General features: G+C 49.1%; 17 protein-coding genes and 1 other RNA gene. 3 read left to right on the top strand and 15 right to left on the bottom strand.

The window, feature by feature from the left end; translation table 11 throughout:
* Positions 1-21: 21 nt before the first annotated feature.
* Positions 22-306, bottom strand: a complete 285-nt coding sequence (locus V2P20_RS14920; protein ID WP_331819653.1) for a hypothetical protein — start codon at positions 304-306, stop codon at positions 22-24.
* A gap of 215 nt (positions 307-521) precedes the next feature.
* Positions 522-1466 (bottom strand): 30S ribosomal protein S6--L-glutamate ligase, encoded by a 945-nt coding sequence (rimK, locus tag V2P20_RS14915; RefSeq protein WP_331819652.1) that lies wholly within the window; start codon positions 1464-1466, stop codon positions 522-524.
* A gap of 267 nt (positions 1467-1733) precedes the next feature.
* Here rimK and V2P20_RS14910 point away from each other — a divergent pair, with 267 nt between their 5' ends.
* On the top strand, positions 1734-2273 hold the full coding sequence (locus V2P20_RS14910) for a septal ring lytic transglycosylase RlpA family protein (RefSeq protein WP_331819650.1): 540 nt from the start codon (positions 1734-1736) through the stop codon (positions 2271-2273).
* A 24-nt stretch (positions 2274-2297) separates the two neighbouring features.
* Here V2P20_RS14910 and V2P20_RS14905 read toward each other — a convergent pair whose 3' ends face one another.
* The 7 genes from V2P20_RS14905 to V2P20_RS14875 form a co-directional block, all read right to left on the bottom strand.
* Positions 2298-2636 (bottom strand): histidine triad nucleotide-binding protein, encoded by a 339-nt coding sequence (locus V2P20_RS14905; RefSeq protein ID WP_331819648.1) that lies wholly within the window; start codon positions 2634-2636, stop codon positions 2298-2300.
* Positions 2637-2659: 23 nt separating this feature from the next.
* Positions 2660-3256 (bottom strand): recombination mediator RecR, encoded by a 597-nt coding sequence (recR, locus tag V2P20_RS14900; RefSeq protein WP_331819646.1) that lies wholly within the window; start codon positions 3254-3256, stop codon positions 2660-2662.
* A 1-nt stretch (position 3257) separates the two neighbouring features.
* Complete coding sequence (locus V2P20_RS14895; protein WP_194968336.1) at positions 3258-3581, bottom strand: YbaB/EbfC family nucleoid-associated protein; 324 nt, start codon at positions 3579-3581, stop codon at positions 3258-3260.
* 20 nt (positions 3582-3601) lie between these two features.
* Positions 3602-5191, bottom strand: a complete 1590-nt coding sequence (dnaX, locus tag V2P20_RS14890; protein ID WP_331819644.1) for a DNA polymerase III subunit gamma/tau — start codon at positions 5189-5191, stop codon at positions 3602-3604.
* Positions 5192-5228: 37 nt separating this feature from the next.
* Positions 5229-5325, bottom strand: an RNA gene (gene ffs, locus V2P20_RS14885) — signal recognition particle sRNA small type.
* Positions 5326-5423: 98 nt separating this feature from the next.
* Positions 5424-6533: a GNAT family N-acetyltransferase/peptidase C39 family protein gene (locus tag V2P20_RS14880; protein ID WP_331819642.1), complete on the bottom strand. Its 1110-nt coding sequence runs from the start codon at positions 6531-6533 to the stop codon at positions 5424-5426.
* A complete protein-coding gene (locus V2P20_RS14875; protein WP_331819640.1) occupies positions 6530-7630 on the bottom strand; it encodes a DUF2817 domain-containing protein in 1101 nt (366 codons plus the stop codon). The genes V2P20_RS14880 and V2P20_RS14875 overlap by 4 nt, the downstream gene beginning before the upstream one ends.
* Positions 7631-7773: 143 nt before the next feature.
* On the opposite strand from V2P20_RS14875, the gene V2P20_RS14870 reads away from it, so the two are divergent.
* On the top strand, positions 7774-9330 hold the full coding sequence (locus tag V2P20_RS14870) for a RimK family protein (protein ID WP_331819638.1): 1557 nt from the start codon (positions 7774-7776) through the stop codon (positions 9328-9330).
* Between the two features lie 8 nt (positions 9331-9338).
* On the opposite strand, the gene V2P20_RS14865 is transcribed toward V2P20_RS14870, so the two are convergent.
* The 6 genes from V2P20_RS14865 to rluC all read right to left on the bottom strand — a co-directional run bounded on the left by V2P20_RS14865 (position 9339) and on the right by rluC (position 14414).
* On the bottom strand, positions 9339-10697 hold the full coding sequence (locus V2P20_RS14865) for an ATP-binding protein (protein ID WP_331819636.1): 1359 nt from the start codon (positions 10695-10697) through the stop codon (positions 9339-9341).
* 65 nt (positions 10698-10762) lie between these two features.
* Positions 10763-11440 (bottom strand): response regulator transcription factor, encoded by a 678-nt coding sequence (locus tag V2P20_RS14860; protein ID WP_331819634.1) that lies wholly within the window; start codon positions 11438-11440, stop codon positions 10763-10765.
* Between the two features lie 16 nt (positions 11441-11456).
* On the bottom strand, positions 11457-11714 hold the full coding sequence (locus tag V2P20_RS14855; protein ID WP_194968343.1) for a PepSY domain-containing protein: 258 nt from the start codon (positions 11712-11714) through the stop codon (positions 11457-11459).
* 132 nt (positions 11715-11846) lie between these two features.
* Positions 11847-12812, bottom strand: a complete 966-nt coding sequence (locus V2P20_RS14850) for a S49 family peptidase (RefSeq protein WP_331819689.1) — start codon at positions 12810-12812, stop codon at positions 11847-11849.
* Between the two features lie 8 nt (positions 12813-12820).
* Positions 12821-13474, bottom strand: a complete 654-nt coding sequence (locus V2P20_RS14845; protein WP_331819631.1) for an HAD-IA family hydrolase — start codon at positions 13472-13474, stop codon at positions 12821-12823.
* Positions 13458-14414, bottom strand: coding sequence for a 23S rRNA pseudouridine(955/2504/2580) synthase RluC (gene rluC / locus V2P20_RS14840; RefSeq protein WP_331819629.1), 957 nt, complete (start codon positions 14412-14414; stop codon positions 13458-13460). The genes V2P20_RS14845 and rluC overlap by 17 nt, the downstream gene beginning before the upstream one ends.
* Before the next feature lie 510 nt (positions 14415-14924).
* On the opposite strand from rluC, the gene V2P20_RS14835 reads away from it, so the two are divergent.
* Positions 14925-17207 (top strand): Rne/Rng family ribonuclease, encoded by a 2283-nt coding sequence (locus tag V2P20_RS14835; protein ID WP_331819627.1) that lies wholly within the window; start codon positions 14925-14927, stop codon positions 17205-17207.
* Positions 17208-17236 lie beyond the last annotated feature (29 nt).

Here is a 17236-nt window from a genome sequence, read left to right as displayed (position 1 = left end):
AATTATCTTTTTCAATTAAAGCTAGAAGTCGAGATCAGACTCGTCGAATTCAGACTCATCAAGGCCATCTAACTGCTCTTTCAAGCGCTTCTTTTCCCAATAGATCTCGATCTTTCTGCGAGCATCCCTTTTTATCGCTTCTTTTTCAACGCCATCGGAAAATGAAGCATATTCACTATCTTCAAACAGCTCTTCATCTTCATGCTCGATGTCTGCGCTATTTCTTGAACGGGTTTTGACAGCCGATTTTGCGGATGTTTTAGACATTTTTGAACTCACATTAAAGAACTTTTTAATTTCTACCATGATGAACACATGGATAAGAAAAAATTACTATTACAATTTCAGCCTTAAATAGACTATCAACCTATATATTTTGTCAAGATTTATTTAAGAATCGTTTAAATCTTTGCTACAAGGACATCATAGTCAAGGATTAGTTTAACGCTATCCTTTTCGGCCTTTGATTCATGCATTCCCGCCACCAGTTTTAGATTGACTTTTACGGGGATGCCTAGCGGCTAGCCTTTACCGCGCGTACGCGTACGGCTGGGGTGGAATGATGATTTATCCTTGGCTGTTGTTGCCAACGTTTCAATGCGTTTTTCAATAAATTGAATGATCAGATCGGCGATATCCTTGCCGCTGGTTTGTTCGATACCACGCAATCCGGGCGATGAATTGACTTCCATAATTACGGGGCCGTGATTGGAACGCAGCATATCCACGCCGCAGACATTCAGTCCCATGATTTTGGCAGCCCGCACGGCAGTAGAGCGTTCTTCCGGCGTCAATCGAACCAACGAAGCCGTTCCGCCGCGGTGCAGATTAGAACGGAACTCACCCGCCGCACTCTGACGCCTCATGGCGGCCACCACTTTATCGCCAACCACAAAACAGCGTATATCGCTGCCCTCGGCTTCCTTGATAAACTCCTGCACCATAATATTGGCTTTGAGCCCCATAAAGGCCTGAATGACGCTTTCGGCCGCATTATGGGTTTCGGCCAATACCACGCCTATCCCCTGCGTACCTTCCAGTAATTTAATAACCAGTGGCGCGCCGCCCACTTGAGAGATTAAATCCTCAATATCATCCGGATTGTTGGCAAAACCGGTTACTGGCAAGCCTATGCCTTTTCGCGCCAACAACTGTATTGAACGCAGTTTGTCGCGTGAGCGTGATATGGCTACCGATTCATTCAACGGAAACACATTCATCATTTCAAATTGCCTTAACACCGCAGTACCGTAAAATGTAACTGAAGCTCCAATACGGGGGATAACAGCATCAAATCCTGTCAGGTCTTCACCTCGATAATGGATGGATGGATTATGCGAAGTAATGTTCATATAACAACGCAAAACATCCAAAACCCGTACCTCATGGCCGCGCGCCTCTGCGGCTTCAACCAACCGAGCGGTTGAATATAATTTAGAGTTACGAGACAAAATAGCAATTTTCATAAAAAGGCAGTTCCTCACACATTAAGATAAATCATATTTTGTCATGAAATATCAAGGCAAGCATTAGAAATAACGGCAACTCAGCAAGGGTCGCCCAGTTTTTTAAGATAAACTTAAAAATGAAAGCTTAAGGCACAGAATCATTAAGCAGGGCAAAATAAAACGGCAATTATCATTGCTCCAGTTAAAGCAATGAGATAACAAAGAAACGAATTTTTAAAAACACTTTCTTTAAATCGAACCACATCATCATTAATATGGAATTGCATGTCCTGGCAAATAATCACCTCTAACAGTAGAAAAACGCATTTACAGCCCGGAAACATCGGTCTGATGTTGCTATTTACCAGCTTATTCAGCGGCTGTACCTCGGTAACCACGACCCCCTCCATCTACAAACCGCCTTATCCTTACAAATCTCCCGCTTATTCTCATAGCGCGCCTTATAACCGGCCCTATACAGTGAAAGGCAAAACATACTATCCACTCCCTTCAGCGGAAGGCTATAAAGAACAAGGGATGGCTACCTGGTATGGTTCGGAATCCGGCAATCGCACCGCCATGGGAACACGCTTTAGACCGCACGGCCTGACAGCCGCTCACAGAACATTGCCATTACCGACTAAGGTACGTGTGACTAATCTGCGTAATGGTCGTTACGTTGATGTAATAGTGAATGACCGCGGCCCCTTTAAAAACGGCATCTTGATCGATCTGTCAAAAGGAGCCGCCAGGAAAATCGGCTTGCGGGGGAATACAGAAGTGGAAGTCGAGTATCTGGAAGATCAAGCAAGCCTTAATGAATAGGTAACCTTATTGCTGCAAAAAGGCTCAGCCCGGAGGCCATTTCATCTGGCGTCCGCCCAACAGATGCAAATGCAGGTGATAGACTTCCTGACCACCCTGCTTATTGCAGCTGATTGCCGTTCTGTAACCATTTTCAGACAAGCCTTCCTGCTTCGCCAACTTTATGACGGTCTGCAGCAGGCGGCCGGCCAGTTGGGCATCATCCAAATCATTCAATGTAGCGATATGCGTTTTAGGGATCACGAGAATATGCACAGGAGCCTGCGGATTGATATCCCTGAATGCCAGAACATGCTCGTCTTCAAAAACCACATCGGGCTTAATTTCGCCCGCAACCATCTTGCAAAACAAACAATCAGCCATATTTTTCCCCTTGAATATTGAATCTAAATCTGTTTTCTTCCATTAAACGCATGCGATAAGGTGCTGCTGTCAATATACTCCAATTCTCCGCCCATCGGCACGCCATGAGCGATTCTGCTGGCCTGCACATGATATTTTTTGGCCAGTTCGCCGATAAAATAGGCCGTTGCCTCGCCTTCTACCGTTAAATTCGTAGCCAATATCAATTCCTTGACACTGCCTGCCGCAAGCCGCTGCTCCAGCACATCCAGGCCGAGTTCATCAGGGCCGATGCCATCCAATGGAGACAACCTTCCATGCAAGACAAAGTAGCGACCTTTGAACGCAGTGGACTGATCAATGATCCAGACATCGGCCGGATTTTCAACGATACAAATGACGGAGTCATCCCGTGAATTATCGGCACAGATTTCGCAGAGGTTATTTTCGGTCAGCGTACGGCACTCGCGGCAATAGCCAATTTCATCAACAGCCCGCAATAGCGTCTCGGCCAGTATTCTGGCGCCATCACGGTTGCGCTGCAGCAATTGGAAAGCCATGCGTTGCGCGGTTTTCGGCCCTACGCCTGGCAAACAGCATAAATTCTGTATCAACTGCCCTAATAAGCCCCTTTTCTGCATATTAAAAAGGCATCTGGAACCCGGGCGGCAATGGAATGCCAGATGTTAGCTCAGCCATTTTTTCTTGCTTCATTTTTGCCACCTTATTGACAGCGTCATTAATGGCGGCCGCAACCATATCTTCCAGCATATCCTTATCTTCACCCAGCAAAGAATCATCAATAGTGACTTTTCTGGCTTCTCGCTTACCGGTCATCAAGATGGTGACCAGACCGCCGCCGGCCTCCCCCATCACCTGCATGGAAGCAAGCTCTTCTTGCGCTTTTTTGATGTCTTCCTGCATTTTTTGGGCTTGCTGCATGAGGTTACCCAGTGCATTTTTCATTGTCGCTCTCCTTTATGTTGTTAAACAGGCTCTATTGAGCCGGGCAGCACCCTGGCATCAAAATGCTCTTTCAAAGCCTGAATATTTTCGTCTGAATTAATAGCGTCAACAGCTGCCTGCTGTCTGTCTTCGCGCTCTTTAATCAACTGCACCGCCGGCGTGTCAACCGCTATTTTTTCGGTATTGATCACCAGCTTCAGTGATGTGCCTCGATAACGCTGCAGAGCGCTTTGCAATTTTTCCTCTGTGACCGCACTGCGTAGATGTTTGTGCCCCGGATCCAATATTAATGTACAAACTTTGTCGTCAATACTGTCCAAAACGCAGTTATTCGCCAGCTCCCGCGTCATGCCGCCAATCTTCATGGCTACAACCATCTCTGCCCAATTATTATCTGCCCTATCAATCGCAGACTCCTGAACGGACTCCGGTTTATTCGATGCGCTGACAGTCACTTGTGATGCCTTGACTTCCGGCTTGACAGCTGACCGGGAAACCTGAACCGGCTTGGCAAGACTCTGTTCTTGCGCTACCGGCCTGAAAGTCAGCATGCGCAACATGACCATTTCGAAACCGCTGCGCGGATCGGGCGCCAGATCAAGGTCTCTTTGCCCTATCAAGCCGATCTGGTAATAAAGCTGGACATCTTCGGGCGTCAGCCGCGAGGCTAATGCAGCGATCATTTCGGCGTCAAAATCATGATTGACTGCGCCGGGCACCTGCTGAATTAATGCTATGCGATGCAGGACCTGCAGGATTTGCTGCAAAACGTCGCCGAAATCGGGAGTCAAATTGGCGATTTCATTGATTTTATTAAGGATGGCCTCGGCATCGCCATCAGCCAGCCCCGTTAACAGGTCATCGACAGGCTGCTGGGCGACCGTGCCTAACATAGCACTGACCTGTTCAGTATTTACCTTGCCGTTACCGAAGACGATGGCTTGGTCCAGCAGACTTAACCCGTCACGCATACTGCCATCGGCAGCGCGGGCCAGTAATTTCAAAGCCGCAATTTCAAATGCAATCTGTTCCTTCTGGAGTATGAATTCCATCTGCTTGAAAATCTGATCCGGCAGCAAGCGCTTCAGATTAAACTGCAGACAGCGGGACAATACCGTTATCGGAATCTTATGCGGATCAGTGGTTGCCAACAGGAATTTTACATGCGGCGGCGGTTCTTCGAGGGTCTTGAGCAGGGCATTGAAGCTGTGCCCTGACAACATATGCACTTCGTCGATCAGATAGACTTTATAACGGCCTTGATTGGGCGCATACTGGACATTATCCAGCAAGTCCCGCGTATCTTCGACCTTGGTGCGGGATGCCGCATCCACTTCGATCAAATCCAGAAACCGACCTTCATCAAGATCACGGCAAACGCTGCATTGCCCACAAGGATTAAAATCCTGGAGATTCTGGCAATTGATGGCTTTGGCTAGAATTCTGGCAATTGTGGTTTTGCCTACACCGCGGGTACCGGTAAATAAATAGGCATGATGGAGTCTGTCATGCTGCAAAGCGTTCATTAACGATTTGACAACATGCTCTTGTCCGACAACTTCTGTGAAATTATGAGGACGCCATTTTCTGGCGAGAACCTGGTAATTCATTGCAGGCTCGAAAGATGATTATGAGGTTGGGCGGCAACCATGCCAGCCACATCCCGGCACACGAATCTGCTGCTACCGTTGCTCCCTTCCGGGCCTGGCGGGGTTTACAGCGTATCGTTGCGAGAGGACCGACACGGTTACCATGAAACAATCAGCCGTAGCGGCTAAAGAAGTGCTATTATGATCGAATTTGCTTAATGATGCAAGCCCTGATGAAATATTTTTAGAAAGTTTAAGCGGGCCAGAGTATGACCGCCGCCCGCAGACGGTTTTTGCCAAAGCAGGACATGCGGTCAAAATCTTCACGCGCCACGGGAATATACTGGCAGTCGACCTCACTTTGACGCCCCTCTTCCGGGTCCGGATCATGCATATACAAGCAATCTTCGTCGCTTCCGCTCATGACCACCCAGTGCGGTGCTTTTTTACGGTCCATACGGAAAGTACTGATGAGCACCAGCGGTATCGCTCCGGCATTAAAGGCTTCAATCAAATCGTTCTGGGTAATATTGGCATAATGTATTTTCACGCCCTGCTCTTCGGCTTCGCGCTTAAAACCATTATCCACCAACTCGACAACCTGTTTTTTTTCCTCACTGCGCACACTATCTATAAACAGCGGCCCTGTCTGACTGATCCAGACTTCGACATTAAAATGCCGGCGCTTTGCCGCCAACGCCAAACCCACCGGATGACAGCCGCCATGGCCGGACGTCATAAAGATCGTCGTCGCTTCGCGCCATAAATTGAGCTCTTCTTCCTGGGACGGCAGATACGTCTTGTTTAGTCCGTGCATGGCCATCATCAGCGAAGCCGGCCCGCAAGTAAAAGGCGTCGTTTGCCTCATCCAATGCACGGGCCTGTGCTCTAATGGCTCTCGATACCGGCGGATGCGTTTCTGGTAACGCAGGGCGTCTTTGTGGTCTTCATAATAGTCATGGTATACGCCGAACTTCTGAAAGCCCAGTGATTCATACAGGTTAATCGCCGCGATATTATCAATGCCCACTTCAAGGCGCAGGTACAACCGACCATCCTCAATGGCCTCCTGTTCGCCTGCCGCCATGAGCAATTTGGCAATGCCGGAGCCGCGTTGCTGATGCGCCACGGCCAGCGAATAAATACGGGCCAGGCGGGTGCCGGGATGATAGATAATCAGGATATAACCGACGATCCTGCCCTCCACTTCCGCCACCAGCAAAGCACGATGCTCCGTCGTTATCCAGTGCCGAAAACTGCGCCTGCTCAACTTGTCGGTTTCAAAACTGGCATTTTCAAGCTCTACCAATTGCTCAAGATCATCTGGTTTGGCATGCCGAATCAAGATATTGTTGATAGTCATGAAACTGATAGCCCCCGTAATGCCTGCGAAAACACCTGCCTTGCCCGGAACAGCACCATTTCCTTCCAGGCTTGATCATCCGGGCAGAAATGGTGCCGCATGCGCCTGGCATGTTCCAAACGGGTCTGTCGGTTGTCCGACTGCGACCACAACTGATGATCGAGCAGCAAGACTTCAAAAAGCTGATCTGTTTTGAACGTACCGAATTCCAGGGTGATATAGCAACTTCTCTCATTCATGACCGCATGCCAGGCATAATCCAGCAAGCCTATTTTGGGCACCGAACTGGATGTCCCCAAAGCCGGCAAGGCTACAGAATCGCCATACCAGCGGCGAGCCACGCTTGTGCCGAAACTATCCGGCTCATGGTCACAAATAATCTCACCGTAACCATAAGATCCAAGACCGGTATGCAAATCGATAACGGCCAGATCACGCTGGTGCAGGTCATACTTATCGATAAGATCTTCAACGACCCGTCTGCCATGCGCGGGTGCCCGTCCGCCATAGAAAGGACCGCTGGCGTCGACATATTGTCCGGCACTGATAGCGCTTTCAAGCGATTCACGCCCATACTTACGTTCCCAGTCGGCAAAAGCCGCCTGTCTTTGGCCTGCATCGGCCAGAAATAAAATAGGGCGCAGCGACTCGTAGCCCGGATTTCCGGGCAACGGTTTGGAAAAATCGACCACGTTCCTATTTAAATCAACACCGTCGGCATCACAGCGGCGCTGCCAGGCATAGCCCCAAGGCGTCAATGCATGAATCATTAACACAGCCGTATCAGCAGGCATATGAATATGTCCGGCGGCAATCAGGCGCAAATGGTCAATTTCCACCGCCGTACCGGCAAAGCCTTCAATGCCATGCGTGCCGCCTATCAGCACCGCCACTTTGGAAGCCTCTTCCGAACCCAGCCAGACCGTATCGGTAAACAACTCCTCGCCTTCAGGCCCCGCCCCGGCGCAGCGATACGGTATATGTTTTTTGGCGCAGGGCAGCTCAGACAGCGCTGTCTGCCAGCACTGTCTGCCAACTGCGTAGCTGGCTGGAAAAACGTCTGTATCAAGAGCGGCAACGGGAAGAGAAGAGGACATAATGATTACCTAAGAATTTTTCTTTAGCATAGCGCCAGTCAGAGCAATATGAAATATTTTTCCAGCCCCCAAAAAACTCCTTGTAGAAAAATCTGACTGACTCCAAAATTATATTTTATCTTAATTTGAGGCTTTTGCTTGCTATGGCACGTACCATTCTGGTTGTCGATAATCTTACCGATTGGGGACCCTATTATCCCAGCGACCAAGTCATGGCTTTTGAAACCTATCTGGCAACCGAGCAAGGCGACCCTCAACAACGCACGCGCGTCATCAATCTCTGCAGCAGCTATCGTTATCTTTCAGACGGCTATTACTGTTCTTTGCTGGCCGAAGCCAGGGGACATCACGTTATTCCATCTGTCAAGGTACTGAACGATCTGGGCAAGAAATCCTTATACCGGCTGCAACTTGAAGACTTGTCCTCGACGACGTTGACGCGTACCTTTAAGAGTTACGGCAAAGACACTGAAAGCGCTTCATACCGATCGCCACTCGAAGACTTGTCGCAGACCCTGAAGCGGGCCTTTAAAAGCCATAGCCAAGACACTGACGTTACCCTGTTGACTTACTTCGGCACGACGTCCGATCCGGCTTTTAACGAATTGGCAAGGCTATTGTTTGAGCGTTTCCCCTGCCCTATCCTGGAAGTCACGCTGCGTTTTCGGCAACAATGGGAGATTACCAGCTTAAAAGCCATCTCACACCGCGGCCTGAGCGAAGAACAGGAAACGATTTTTGCCGAAGCACTGGACCAGTTCAGCAAAAAAGTCTGGCGCAAAGGCCGCGCCCGTAAAGCCGCGCGCTACGATCTTGCCATTCTGGTCAATCCGGAAGAAAAACTGCCGCCGAGCAATCTCGCCGCCCTTAAAAAATTCATCAAAATCGGCAGGCAGCTGGGCATTGAAGTCGAGTTGATATCGCAGCAGCATTATATCCGCCTGTCTGAATTTGACGGCTTGTTTATCCGTGAAACCACTGCCATAGATCATCACACTTACCGCTTTGCCAAAAAAGCCGAGGCCGAAGGCTTGGTGGTCATCGATGATCCGACCTCCATCCTGCGCTGCACGAACAAGGTTTATCTCGCCGATCTGTTTCGCACGCATCGCGTTCCCTCGCCCAAGACCTGGCTGCTGCATAAAGGCAATGCCGAACATCTGGATAAACTGGAAGTAGAAGCCGGCTTTCCGGTGGTCATCAAAATACCGGACGGCTCTTTCTCCCGAGGCATTGTTAAAGTTCATAACCGACAAGAACTGGATCTTAAAGTCGAGGAATTGTTTCAAAAATCGGCACTGCTTCTGGCTCAGGAATTTTTGTATACGGATTTTGACTGGCGCATCGGCGTATTCAACAATAAGGCTTTATATGCCTGCCGTTATTATATGGTTAAAAACCACTGGCAGATTTACCGTCATGGCGGCAGCCGGACCGATAGCGGAAACTTTGACACCATGCCGACTTTTGAAGTGCCCAAAGCCGTATTGGAAGCAGCGCTGAAAGCCACACAGCCGATAGGCAACGGCTTGTACGGCGTGGACGTCAAGGAAAAAAACGGCAAGGGCTATGTAATAGAAGTGAACGACAATCCAAACATCGACAGCGGCATTGAAGACAAATACCTGGGCGATGAGCTTTATGTATTGATCCTGACCGAATTCCTAAGGCGCATGGAGAACCGAAGCAAAGGCATATAAATCCAAAGTCATGGCAAGTAAACGCGCCAACTCATGCCGCCCAACGCCTTGCTTTTACCCCCTTCCAGCTTGCCCCCCAGAAGCCCCGTTAATTCGTAGACTACTGCCATGCCGATACCGTGCCCATGAATGTTTTCATCGGCCCGAACCCCTCTTTTCAGAATCTCCTTGAGCTTATCGGCAGGAATGCCGGAACCGTCATCCTCAATCTGCAACAGCATCGAAAAGCCGGCATTGGCCTTCGGGTCATGAAACGAAACGCTGATACTGATCTTCTGACGGCACCATTTGCAGGCATTGTCCAGCAAATTGCCCGCAATTTCGTAAAAGTCGCCTTCTTCGCAATAGATCTGGCAAGGCTCGGGAACATCAATATCGAAAGCAATGCCTTTATCAATATAAACTTTACTGAGCGATGCGATAATTTTTTTAATGATGACCGCCACATCCACTGTTCGGGTAATCTGGTGCTCGCCTTTCGCGGCGGCGCGCTGCAATTGATATTCGACAATTTCGTTCATGCGAAAAATCTGCTCTTGTACGGTCTCCTTGTTATCGCTGAAAGACTCGGCGCACCCCCGCAGGATGGCCAGCGGCGTTTTCAGGCTGTGCGCCAGATCAGCCAGAGTATTGCGATACCGCTCCAAATGCGCCCGTTCACTGCTGATCAGGGCATTCAGATTTCCTGCCAAGCCTTGCAATTCCGTTGGATAACGGCCGTCCAGCCGAGTTTTTTTGCCTTTTTCTATCTCCTCAAGATCCCTGACGACAACGCGCAGCGGCTTTAAGCTCCAGCGCAACACGGCAAACTGAATAAAAATCAGGACCAGCCCTATCGCCAGCAGCCAGAATCTCAACGCCGCTTTAAAACGCTCCACCTGGCCTTTTACAAACTCGGCATCTTCAGTCACGGTGAACGTATATTCGCGCTCCACATGGGCCCGGCTTTCCCAGATCACATCATAATGCAGCGCATAGTAGCGTCCCTGCTCATCCAATAAAAAAGCTGTCTCGCCCGCGCTTAATTCAGCCGGCGGCGCCACAGGGTCCAGACCGATTGCCGAAGCCGAATGCCAGACCAATGACGGCTTGCCCTTTTTTATTTGCTGAATAAATCCGTAAAGACCTGATCCCGGATTGGTAAACCGAGGCTCAGGCAAATCGGCGGGCATAACCAATTGGCCGGAATTCTTAAGATCGGCGGCAGATAGAAGCGAGTAAACCTGGACTTGCAATTTTTCCTTCAACACCTGCTCGGCACTTTCGCGAAAGCTCTGTTCAAGAACGACAGCCACCAGCGCAAAGAAAGCGGCAAGCACCAAACCGGCGGACACCAGTAATCGAAAGCTTAAAGATCTGGTTTGCACACAATGCCTTTAAGGAAAAATAAGATACAAAGACGCATTAAGCGCTTTTGCAGAAACGATTATACTTAGGAAGGAATGATCGGTACGCGATAACCTCGGCCGCGCAATGTTTCAATGGGTTTCAACGTACCGTCAGGATCGAGTTTTTTTCTCAAGCGGCCGATAAAGACTTCAATGACATTGCTGTCACGATCGAAGTCTTCATCGTAAATGTGTGCGGTCAGGACGGATTTCGAAACGATTTCGCCTTTACGGAACATCAGGTATTCCAGCACCTTGTACTCATAAGCCGTCAGCTCCAGCTTCACTCCGCCAACGGAGACTTCCTGCGCTACGGTATCCAGCTCTATATTGCCGTGGCTCAAAACGGGATGCGCCAGTCCGGCGGAACGCCTGATCAGGGCATTTATCCTGGCCAATAACTCTTCATAATGGAAAGGCTTGACCAGATAATCATCCGCGCCGGCTTCCAGCCCTTCCACTTTCTCCTGCCACCGGCTCCTGGCCGTCAGGATCAGGATCGGTATTTTAATGTTGTTTTTGCGCAGGCGTTTGATCAACTCGATGCCGGAAAAATCAGGAAGCCCAATATCAACGACAGCCGCATCGAGCGGATACTCCTTGCCCATATAAAAACCATCGCTGCCCGTATGAGCTGTATCGACGGCAAAACCTTTATCCGCCAGGAACTCCTGGATCTGTTCGCAAAGGGTTACTTCATCTTCGACAACAAGAATACGCATGTTTTTCTTCCTTAAATTAACCGATTAATTCACCGGTCTCGGCATCGATCAAATAATGCTGAATACGTCCATCGGGTGTCAGAACTTTAATAACATGGACTTCCCTGCCGTTAATTATCTCAGTTTGAGCGCCCAGCACTCTTTTACCGCCTTTTTTAATGATTTGTTTCGTAGCCTGATCCAGGCTGACGCGCGCCAGTATGACAGCGCTTTCCGCATAACAGACATTGGAAAATAACAAGACCAATGCGAGCAGTTTAATCAAATTTCTCATGGATGATCCAGAGCTTAAGTTATTGTTTATTTAGCCATTGCCGAAAGTAACCGTGCCCGGATTTTTACAATCAGGAGAATACATTGAGCGGAAAGGATTTTAAATCACCATACTGAATCCGAACTGAATCCGCTACTGCAATGACATTCCTTTAGCCATAGTGCCGATAGCTTGTCCGAAAGATGCACCCAATTTGCCTGCAATTCTGTCCAGCAATTGTTCCTGTTGTGTAAAATCAACTTTATTCTCGACGCCAATAACTTCCTTGGCAACGTAGTCATCATTACCAAACGCATCGGCAACGCCAAGCTTGACGCCTTCTTCACCGGTCCACACCAGTCCCGAAAAGAGTTCAGGCGCATCCTTAAGCCTGTCGCCGCGGCCGGCTTTAACGGCGCCAATAAATTGTTGATGAACCTGATCCAGCAACCCCTGCATGTAGCGTGTTTCATCTTCTTTAGGCGGCGAAAACGGATCCAGCATGGCTTTATGCGTGCCTGCCGTCAGCAACCGGCGTTCGACGCCCAATTTTTCCATGACATTAACAAATCCAAAGCCATCCATGAGAACGCCTATGGAACCGATAAGGCTGGCTTGGTTGACAAAAATCTTATCGCTCGCTGAAGCGATATAGTAGCAACCTGAAGCGCAAATATCGCTGACTACAGTGTAAATCGGCAGGTCAGGATGCTCTTTTTTTATCTTTCTGATTTCATCATAAACATAGGATGATTGAACCGGACTGCCGCCAGGTGAATTGGCATGCAGAATAATGCCTTTGGTATTCGTATCTTTTACCGCATTCTTCAGGCTTTTTATAATGCTATCGGCATTGGCGTCCTTATCCTCCGCGATCATCCCGACTATATCAATAACTGCCGTATGCTCCTCACTATCGCCGCTCATATCCTTCATAATATTGGGAAATGTGAACAGGGTTAATATGACGCATAGATATAAAAATACAAGGGATTTGAAAAAAACGCTCCAGCGTCTTGCTCTTGCTTGCTCTGTAACGGCCGCCAAAGCCACTTTTTCAAGAACGTCACGTTCCCACCCGGCAGCCATTTTAATTTGGTTGTCTTGTTGATTTTCCATTACTTGATTTAACCTCCAATAATATCCAGTAATTCCGTCGGCCGCTGTAAGCATATCAACGGATTGTATTGTTGCAATATGTCTTTTGAATGCGCTCCGCACGATACGGCGATTGATGGAATCTGTGCATTGAGCGCCATTTGCATGTCGTGAACCGAGTCGCCTACCATAAGCGTTCGCTCATTGGCGGCCTCCATATGCTGAATGATGTCCAGAACCATGGCGGGGTCGGGTTTCGAAGCGGTCTCATCGGCACAGCGCGTGATATGAAACAAATCTTCGGTTCCTGTCGCCTGCAGAGCCTTTTTCAAGCCGGTTCGGCTCTTTCCGGTCGCTACAGCCAGCTGAAAGCCCGCCCGTCTCAACTGCACCAGCATCTCATAAACGCCTTCAAATAAATCATCCTGACTAGTCTGCCTTGCGAAAAATGCCTGAATGTAACAGGACATCAGCTGATCCCGGATTTTTTCGCCGGCTTCCGGAAATAAGGTCCGTATTGCATTTTGGGTGCTTAAGCCGATCACATCCTTCGCCGCTTGCCGCTCCGGAACAGTGCAATTGCACGATGCCGCGGCTTGCTGCAAGCAACTGACGATCCAGTCGATAGAATCGACTAAAGTACCGTCCCAATCAAATATAATTAAATCAAACCTGTTCTTCATTGCTTAATACTTCCTCCAGATCCTGCGGCAGAGGAGCGAAAATTTTCAGTAATTCCCCGCTGACCGGATGCTGGAACTTCAGTTTCTGCGCATGCAAAAACAAACGTTTATAGCCTCTGCTTTTAAATGCCTTGTTGACCTCGTCCAGACCATAGCGCTCGTCGCCGACAATAGGATGGCCCAACCAGGCGGCGTGCACGCGTATCTGATGAGTACGCCCCGTTTTCGGTGAAGCTTCGACCAGCGTTGCATTTGGGAATAATTTCAGACGCTTGAAAGCCGTTTCGGCCTGTTTGCCGGATTGACTGACGACCACCATACGCTCGCCGCCTTTATTGACATTCTTTTGCAGAGGTACAGTAACTATAGTTTGCTTCTTGGCCCACTGACCTGCCAGTAGGGCTACATAGGTTTTTTGAACCTGATCACTGCGGAAAAGTTCATGCAGCCTGCGCAAAGCGCTACGCTTCTTCGCTATCAACAAACAACCGGAAGTATCGCGGTCCAGCCGATGCACCAGTTCCAGAAAATGCGCCTCGGGCCTTATCTGTCTCAGTCCTTCGATAATGCCCGAGTTTACGCCGCTGCCGCCGTGAACGGCAAAGCCCGAAGGCTTGTTCAAAATTAAAAAGGCATCATCCTCAAATAAAATATTTTTTTGCAGGGCATCCCTCAAATTCTGGCCGACAAATGTTTCCTCGGTTTTTTCCGATACCCGGACCGGCGGAATTCTGACGATATCGCCCGCTTCCAGGCGGTACTTGACGTCCACACGGCCTTTGTTGACTCTAACCTCGCCTTTGCGAACAATACGATATATGCGGCTTTTAGGAACACCTTTCAAGCGGGTAATTAAAAAATTGTCCAATCGTTGATCACTATTTTCTTCCGTAATTTCGACAAATTGAACTTTTGGCGCGCTTTGTTCTTCTGAATTCATGATATAGATAATACCAGCATCTCGTTAGGATTGATTCTTTAAAATTGATGTAGAGCGATAAGGTTGCTATATTAAGCAAGTTTGAATATAAAAAACATACTTTTGCTCGGCAGATTTCCATGATGAAACTGAACCGGCAACCCAACTGAAGATAAAACAGCCGATTACGATGCTGGGTCTTCAAATACGATTTTTCGGGTAGCGTTCGACCCATGACGAACGATTTATAACTCCTGTTTAAGACAGAATTTACAACAAGACTGAAAAAAGAATATTTATTTGCTTAGTAGTTGTCCGTGCCAATTATCGTTGCCTTCACGTCTTGAAGGTCAAGATACCAACTGCAACGCTTAGATGACGGAAAAACAAAACCGTAAAAAACAAGTCTGACGCGTTATTGGCCAGAAAAATGAATCTAGTTTGACCTTACAAACTTACTTAGCACTAGACCCTAACCCAGTCTGATCAGTAAATTCTGATAATGGAGCAGGAAACCACAAGGATAATTGAATGAAAAGAATGCTTATCAACGCTACGCAGGCAGAAGAACTGCGAGTCGCATTGGTAGACGGTCAAAAACTTTATGATTTTGACATAGAAGTCCCTTCTAAAGAACAAAAAAAGTCCAACATATACAAAGGCATCATTACTCGCGTAGAGCCCAGCCTCGAAGCAGCATTTGTAAACTATGGCGCCGAAAAACACGGCTTTTTACCTTTTAAGGAAATTTCTTCCGCCTACCGCCAACCTCAAGAGGGTGCTGAAACCGAAGGCCGCCGTCCATCCATTAAAGATCTGATTAAAGAAGGCCAGGAAATCCTGGTTCAGATTGAGAAGGAAGAACGCGGCAATAAAGGCGCCGCCTTAACAACCTATATCAGCCTGGCCGGTACCTATCTGGTGCTGATGCCTAATAACCCGAAGGCGGGCGGTATTTCTCGCCGTATTGAAGGTGATACCCGCAGTGAATTGCGTGAAGTCATGGCGGCACTAGATATTCCGGAAGGCATGGGCTTGATCGTGCGCACGGCTGGCTGCGGCAAAAACGCTGAGGAACTGCAATGGGATTTAAATTATCTGCTGCAGTTATGGGAAGCCATAGAACGCACTTCCAGTGAACAAACCGCGCCGTTTCTGGTGTTTCAGGAAAGCAACGTCATCATCCGCGCCCTGCGCGACCATTTGCGCGGCAATATTGACGAGATCCTGATCGATAACGAATCCTCGTTCAAACTGGTGCAGAAATTCCTGAAGCAAGTCATGCCGCACTTTTTGCCGAAAGCAAAACTGTATCAGGACGCGGTTCCTCTGTTCAGCCGCTACCAGATCGAATCACAGATCGAGCTGGCCTATGGCCGCGAAGTGCCTCTGCCTTCCGGTGGTTCCCTGGTCATCGATCATACTGAGGCTCTGACTTCGATCGATATCAACTCGGCGCGTGCTACAAAAGGCAGCGACATTGAAGAGACCGCTCTGAATACCAACCTCGAAGCAGCCGATGAAATTGCCCGCCAGCTCAGATTACGCGACTTGGGCGGCCTGTTCGTCATCGACTTCATCGATATGATGTCCAATAAAAACCAGCGTCTCGTTGAAAATCGTCTGCGCGATGCGCTGAAAATAGACCGTGCCCGCATCCAAACCAGCCGCATCTCGCGCTTTGGCCTATTGGAAATGTCCAGGCAGAGAATGCGCCCGTCGCTGGGCGATTCCACGCAACTGCCCTGCCCGCGCTGCAAAGGCCAAGGCACTATCCGCAATGTAGAATCGGTTGCGCTGGCTGTGCTGCGTATTCTTGAAGAAGAAGCCATGAAAAAAGGCACGGAAAAAGTCATCGCCCACCTGCCGATTGAGTGCGCCACTTTTCTGCTGAATGAAAAACGCCATGCCATTGAGCAGGTTGAATCAAGACTGAAAGTCAGCATTGTGATCCTGCCCAGCAAACATCTGGAAACACCGGCTTATGACATCGAGCGCATCAAGGAAAAGGATGCGCTCGAAGAAAAACCCAGCTACCAGCAGATAAAAGAAGAAGAGATCACAATTCCGGAATTTGCCCAGCAAGTCAGGCAAAAAGTTGAGAGGGCGGCTATCAGGGAATTTTTACCCGAATCCCCGGCCCCGATGCAAAAGAACGTTTCGGCCAGCCTGATCAAGCGCTTCTGGTATAAACTGATTGGCCCGAGCATTATAAGCGCAGAGCCCGAGCCCGAGAGAAAAGAAAGAGAGGCCTCGACAGGCGCCCCCGAGAAGGCCAGAGGCGCAGATGAAACCCAGCCGAGCAGAAGCCGCGATAGCAGACGCGGCCCTCGCCCCAAGCGTGGCGGCCGCGGTCAGGACAGAAACGGCAAGCGCCCTTCCGAGGCTGCTGGCGTGCCTGAGGCAAAAAGCGAGCCGGCTAAAAGCGAGCCTGCCGCAGAGCCGGAAGTAGCGGAAAAGCCTGCCGAAAATGCCGCACCGGTAGCGGAACAGCAGGCGCAGAAGCCATCCGGCGGCAGAAACAGAAGAGGACCTAATCGCAGAAGACCGCGTAATCCTAATTACAAAAAACCTGAATCCAATGGCGATGCAAATGGCGAAATCCATGCCGTTTCAGAGGAAGCGCCAAAAGAAGCCCGAAGCGAACCTCGGCCCTATGCTCACGATTTTGCTGAAAGAGCCGAAAGAATAGAGCGCCATGAGCCGCAGGCCCATGAAAACACCAGTCAACCGGTTTCAGAATCGCCGAAACCTATCGCTGAGCCAAGGGCTAGAGTTGAACCCGTAACACAAGAATCTGGCTCCGACTCTTAATCGATCGGTTGCATTATGAATCGCCGCGA

Source organism: Methylobacter sp. Wu1 (genome assembly GCF_036553575.1).
Lineage (GTDB): Bacteria > Pseudomonadota > Gammaproteobacteria > Methylococcales > Methylomonadaceae > Methylobacter.
Note: the sequence above shows the minus strand (reverse complement) of the source record. Positions and strands in the feature narration are given on the sequence as shown.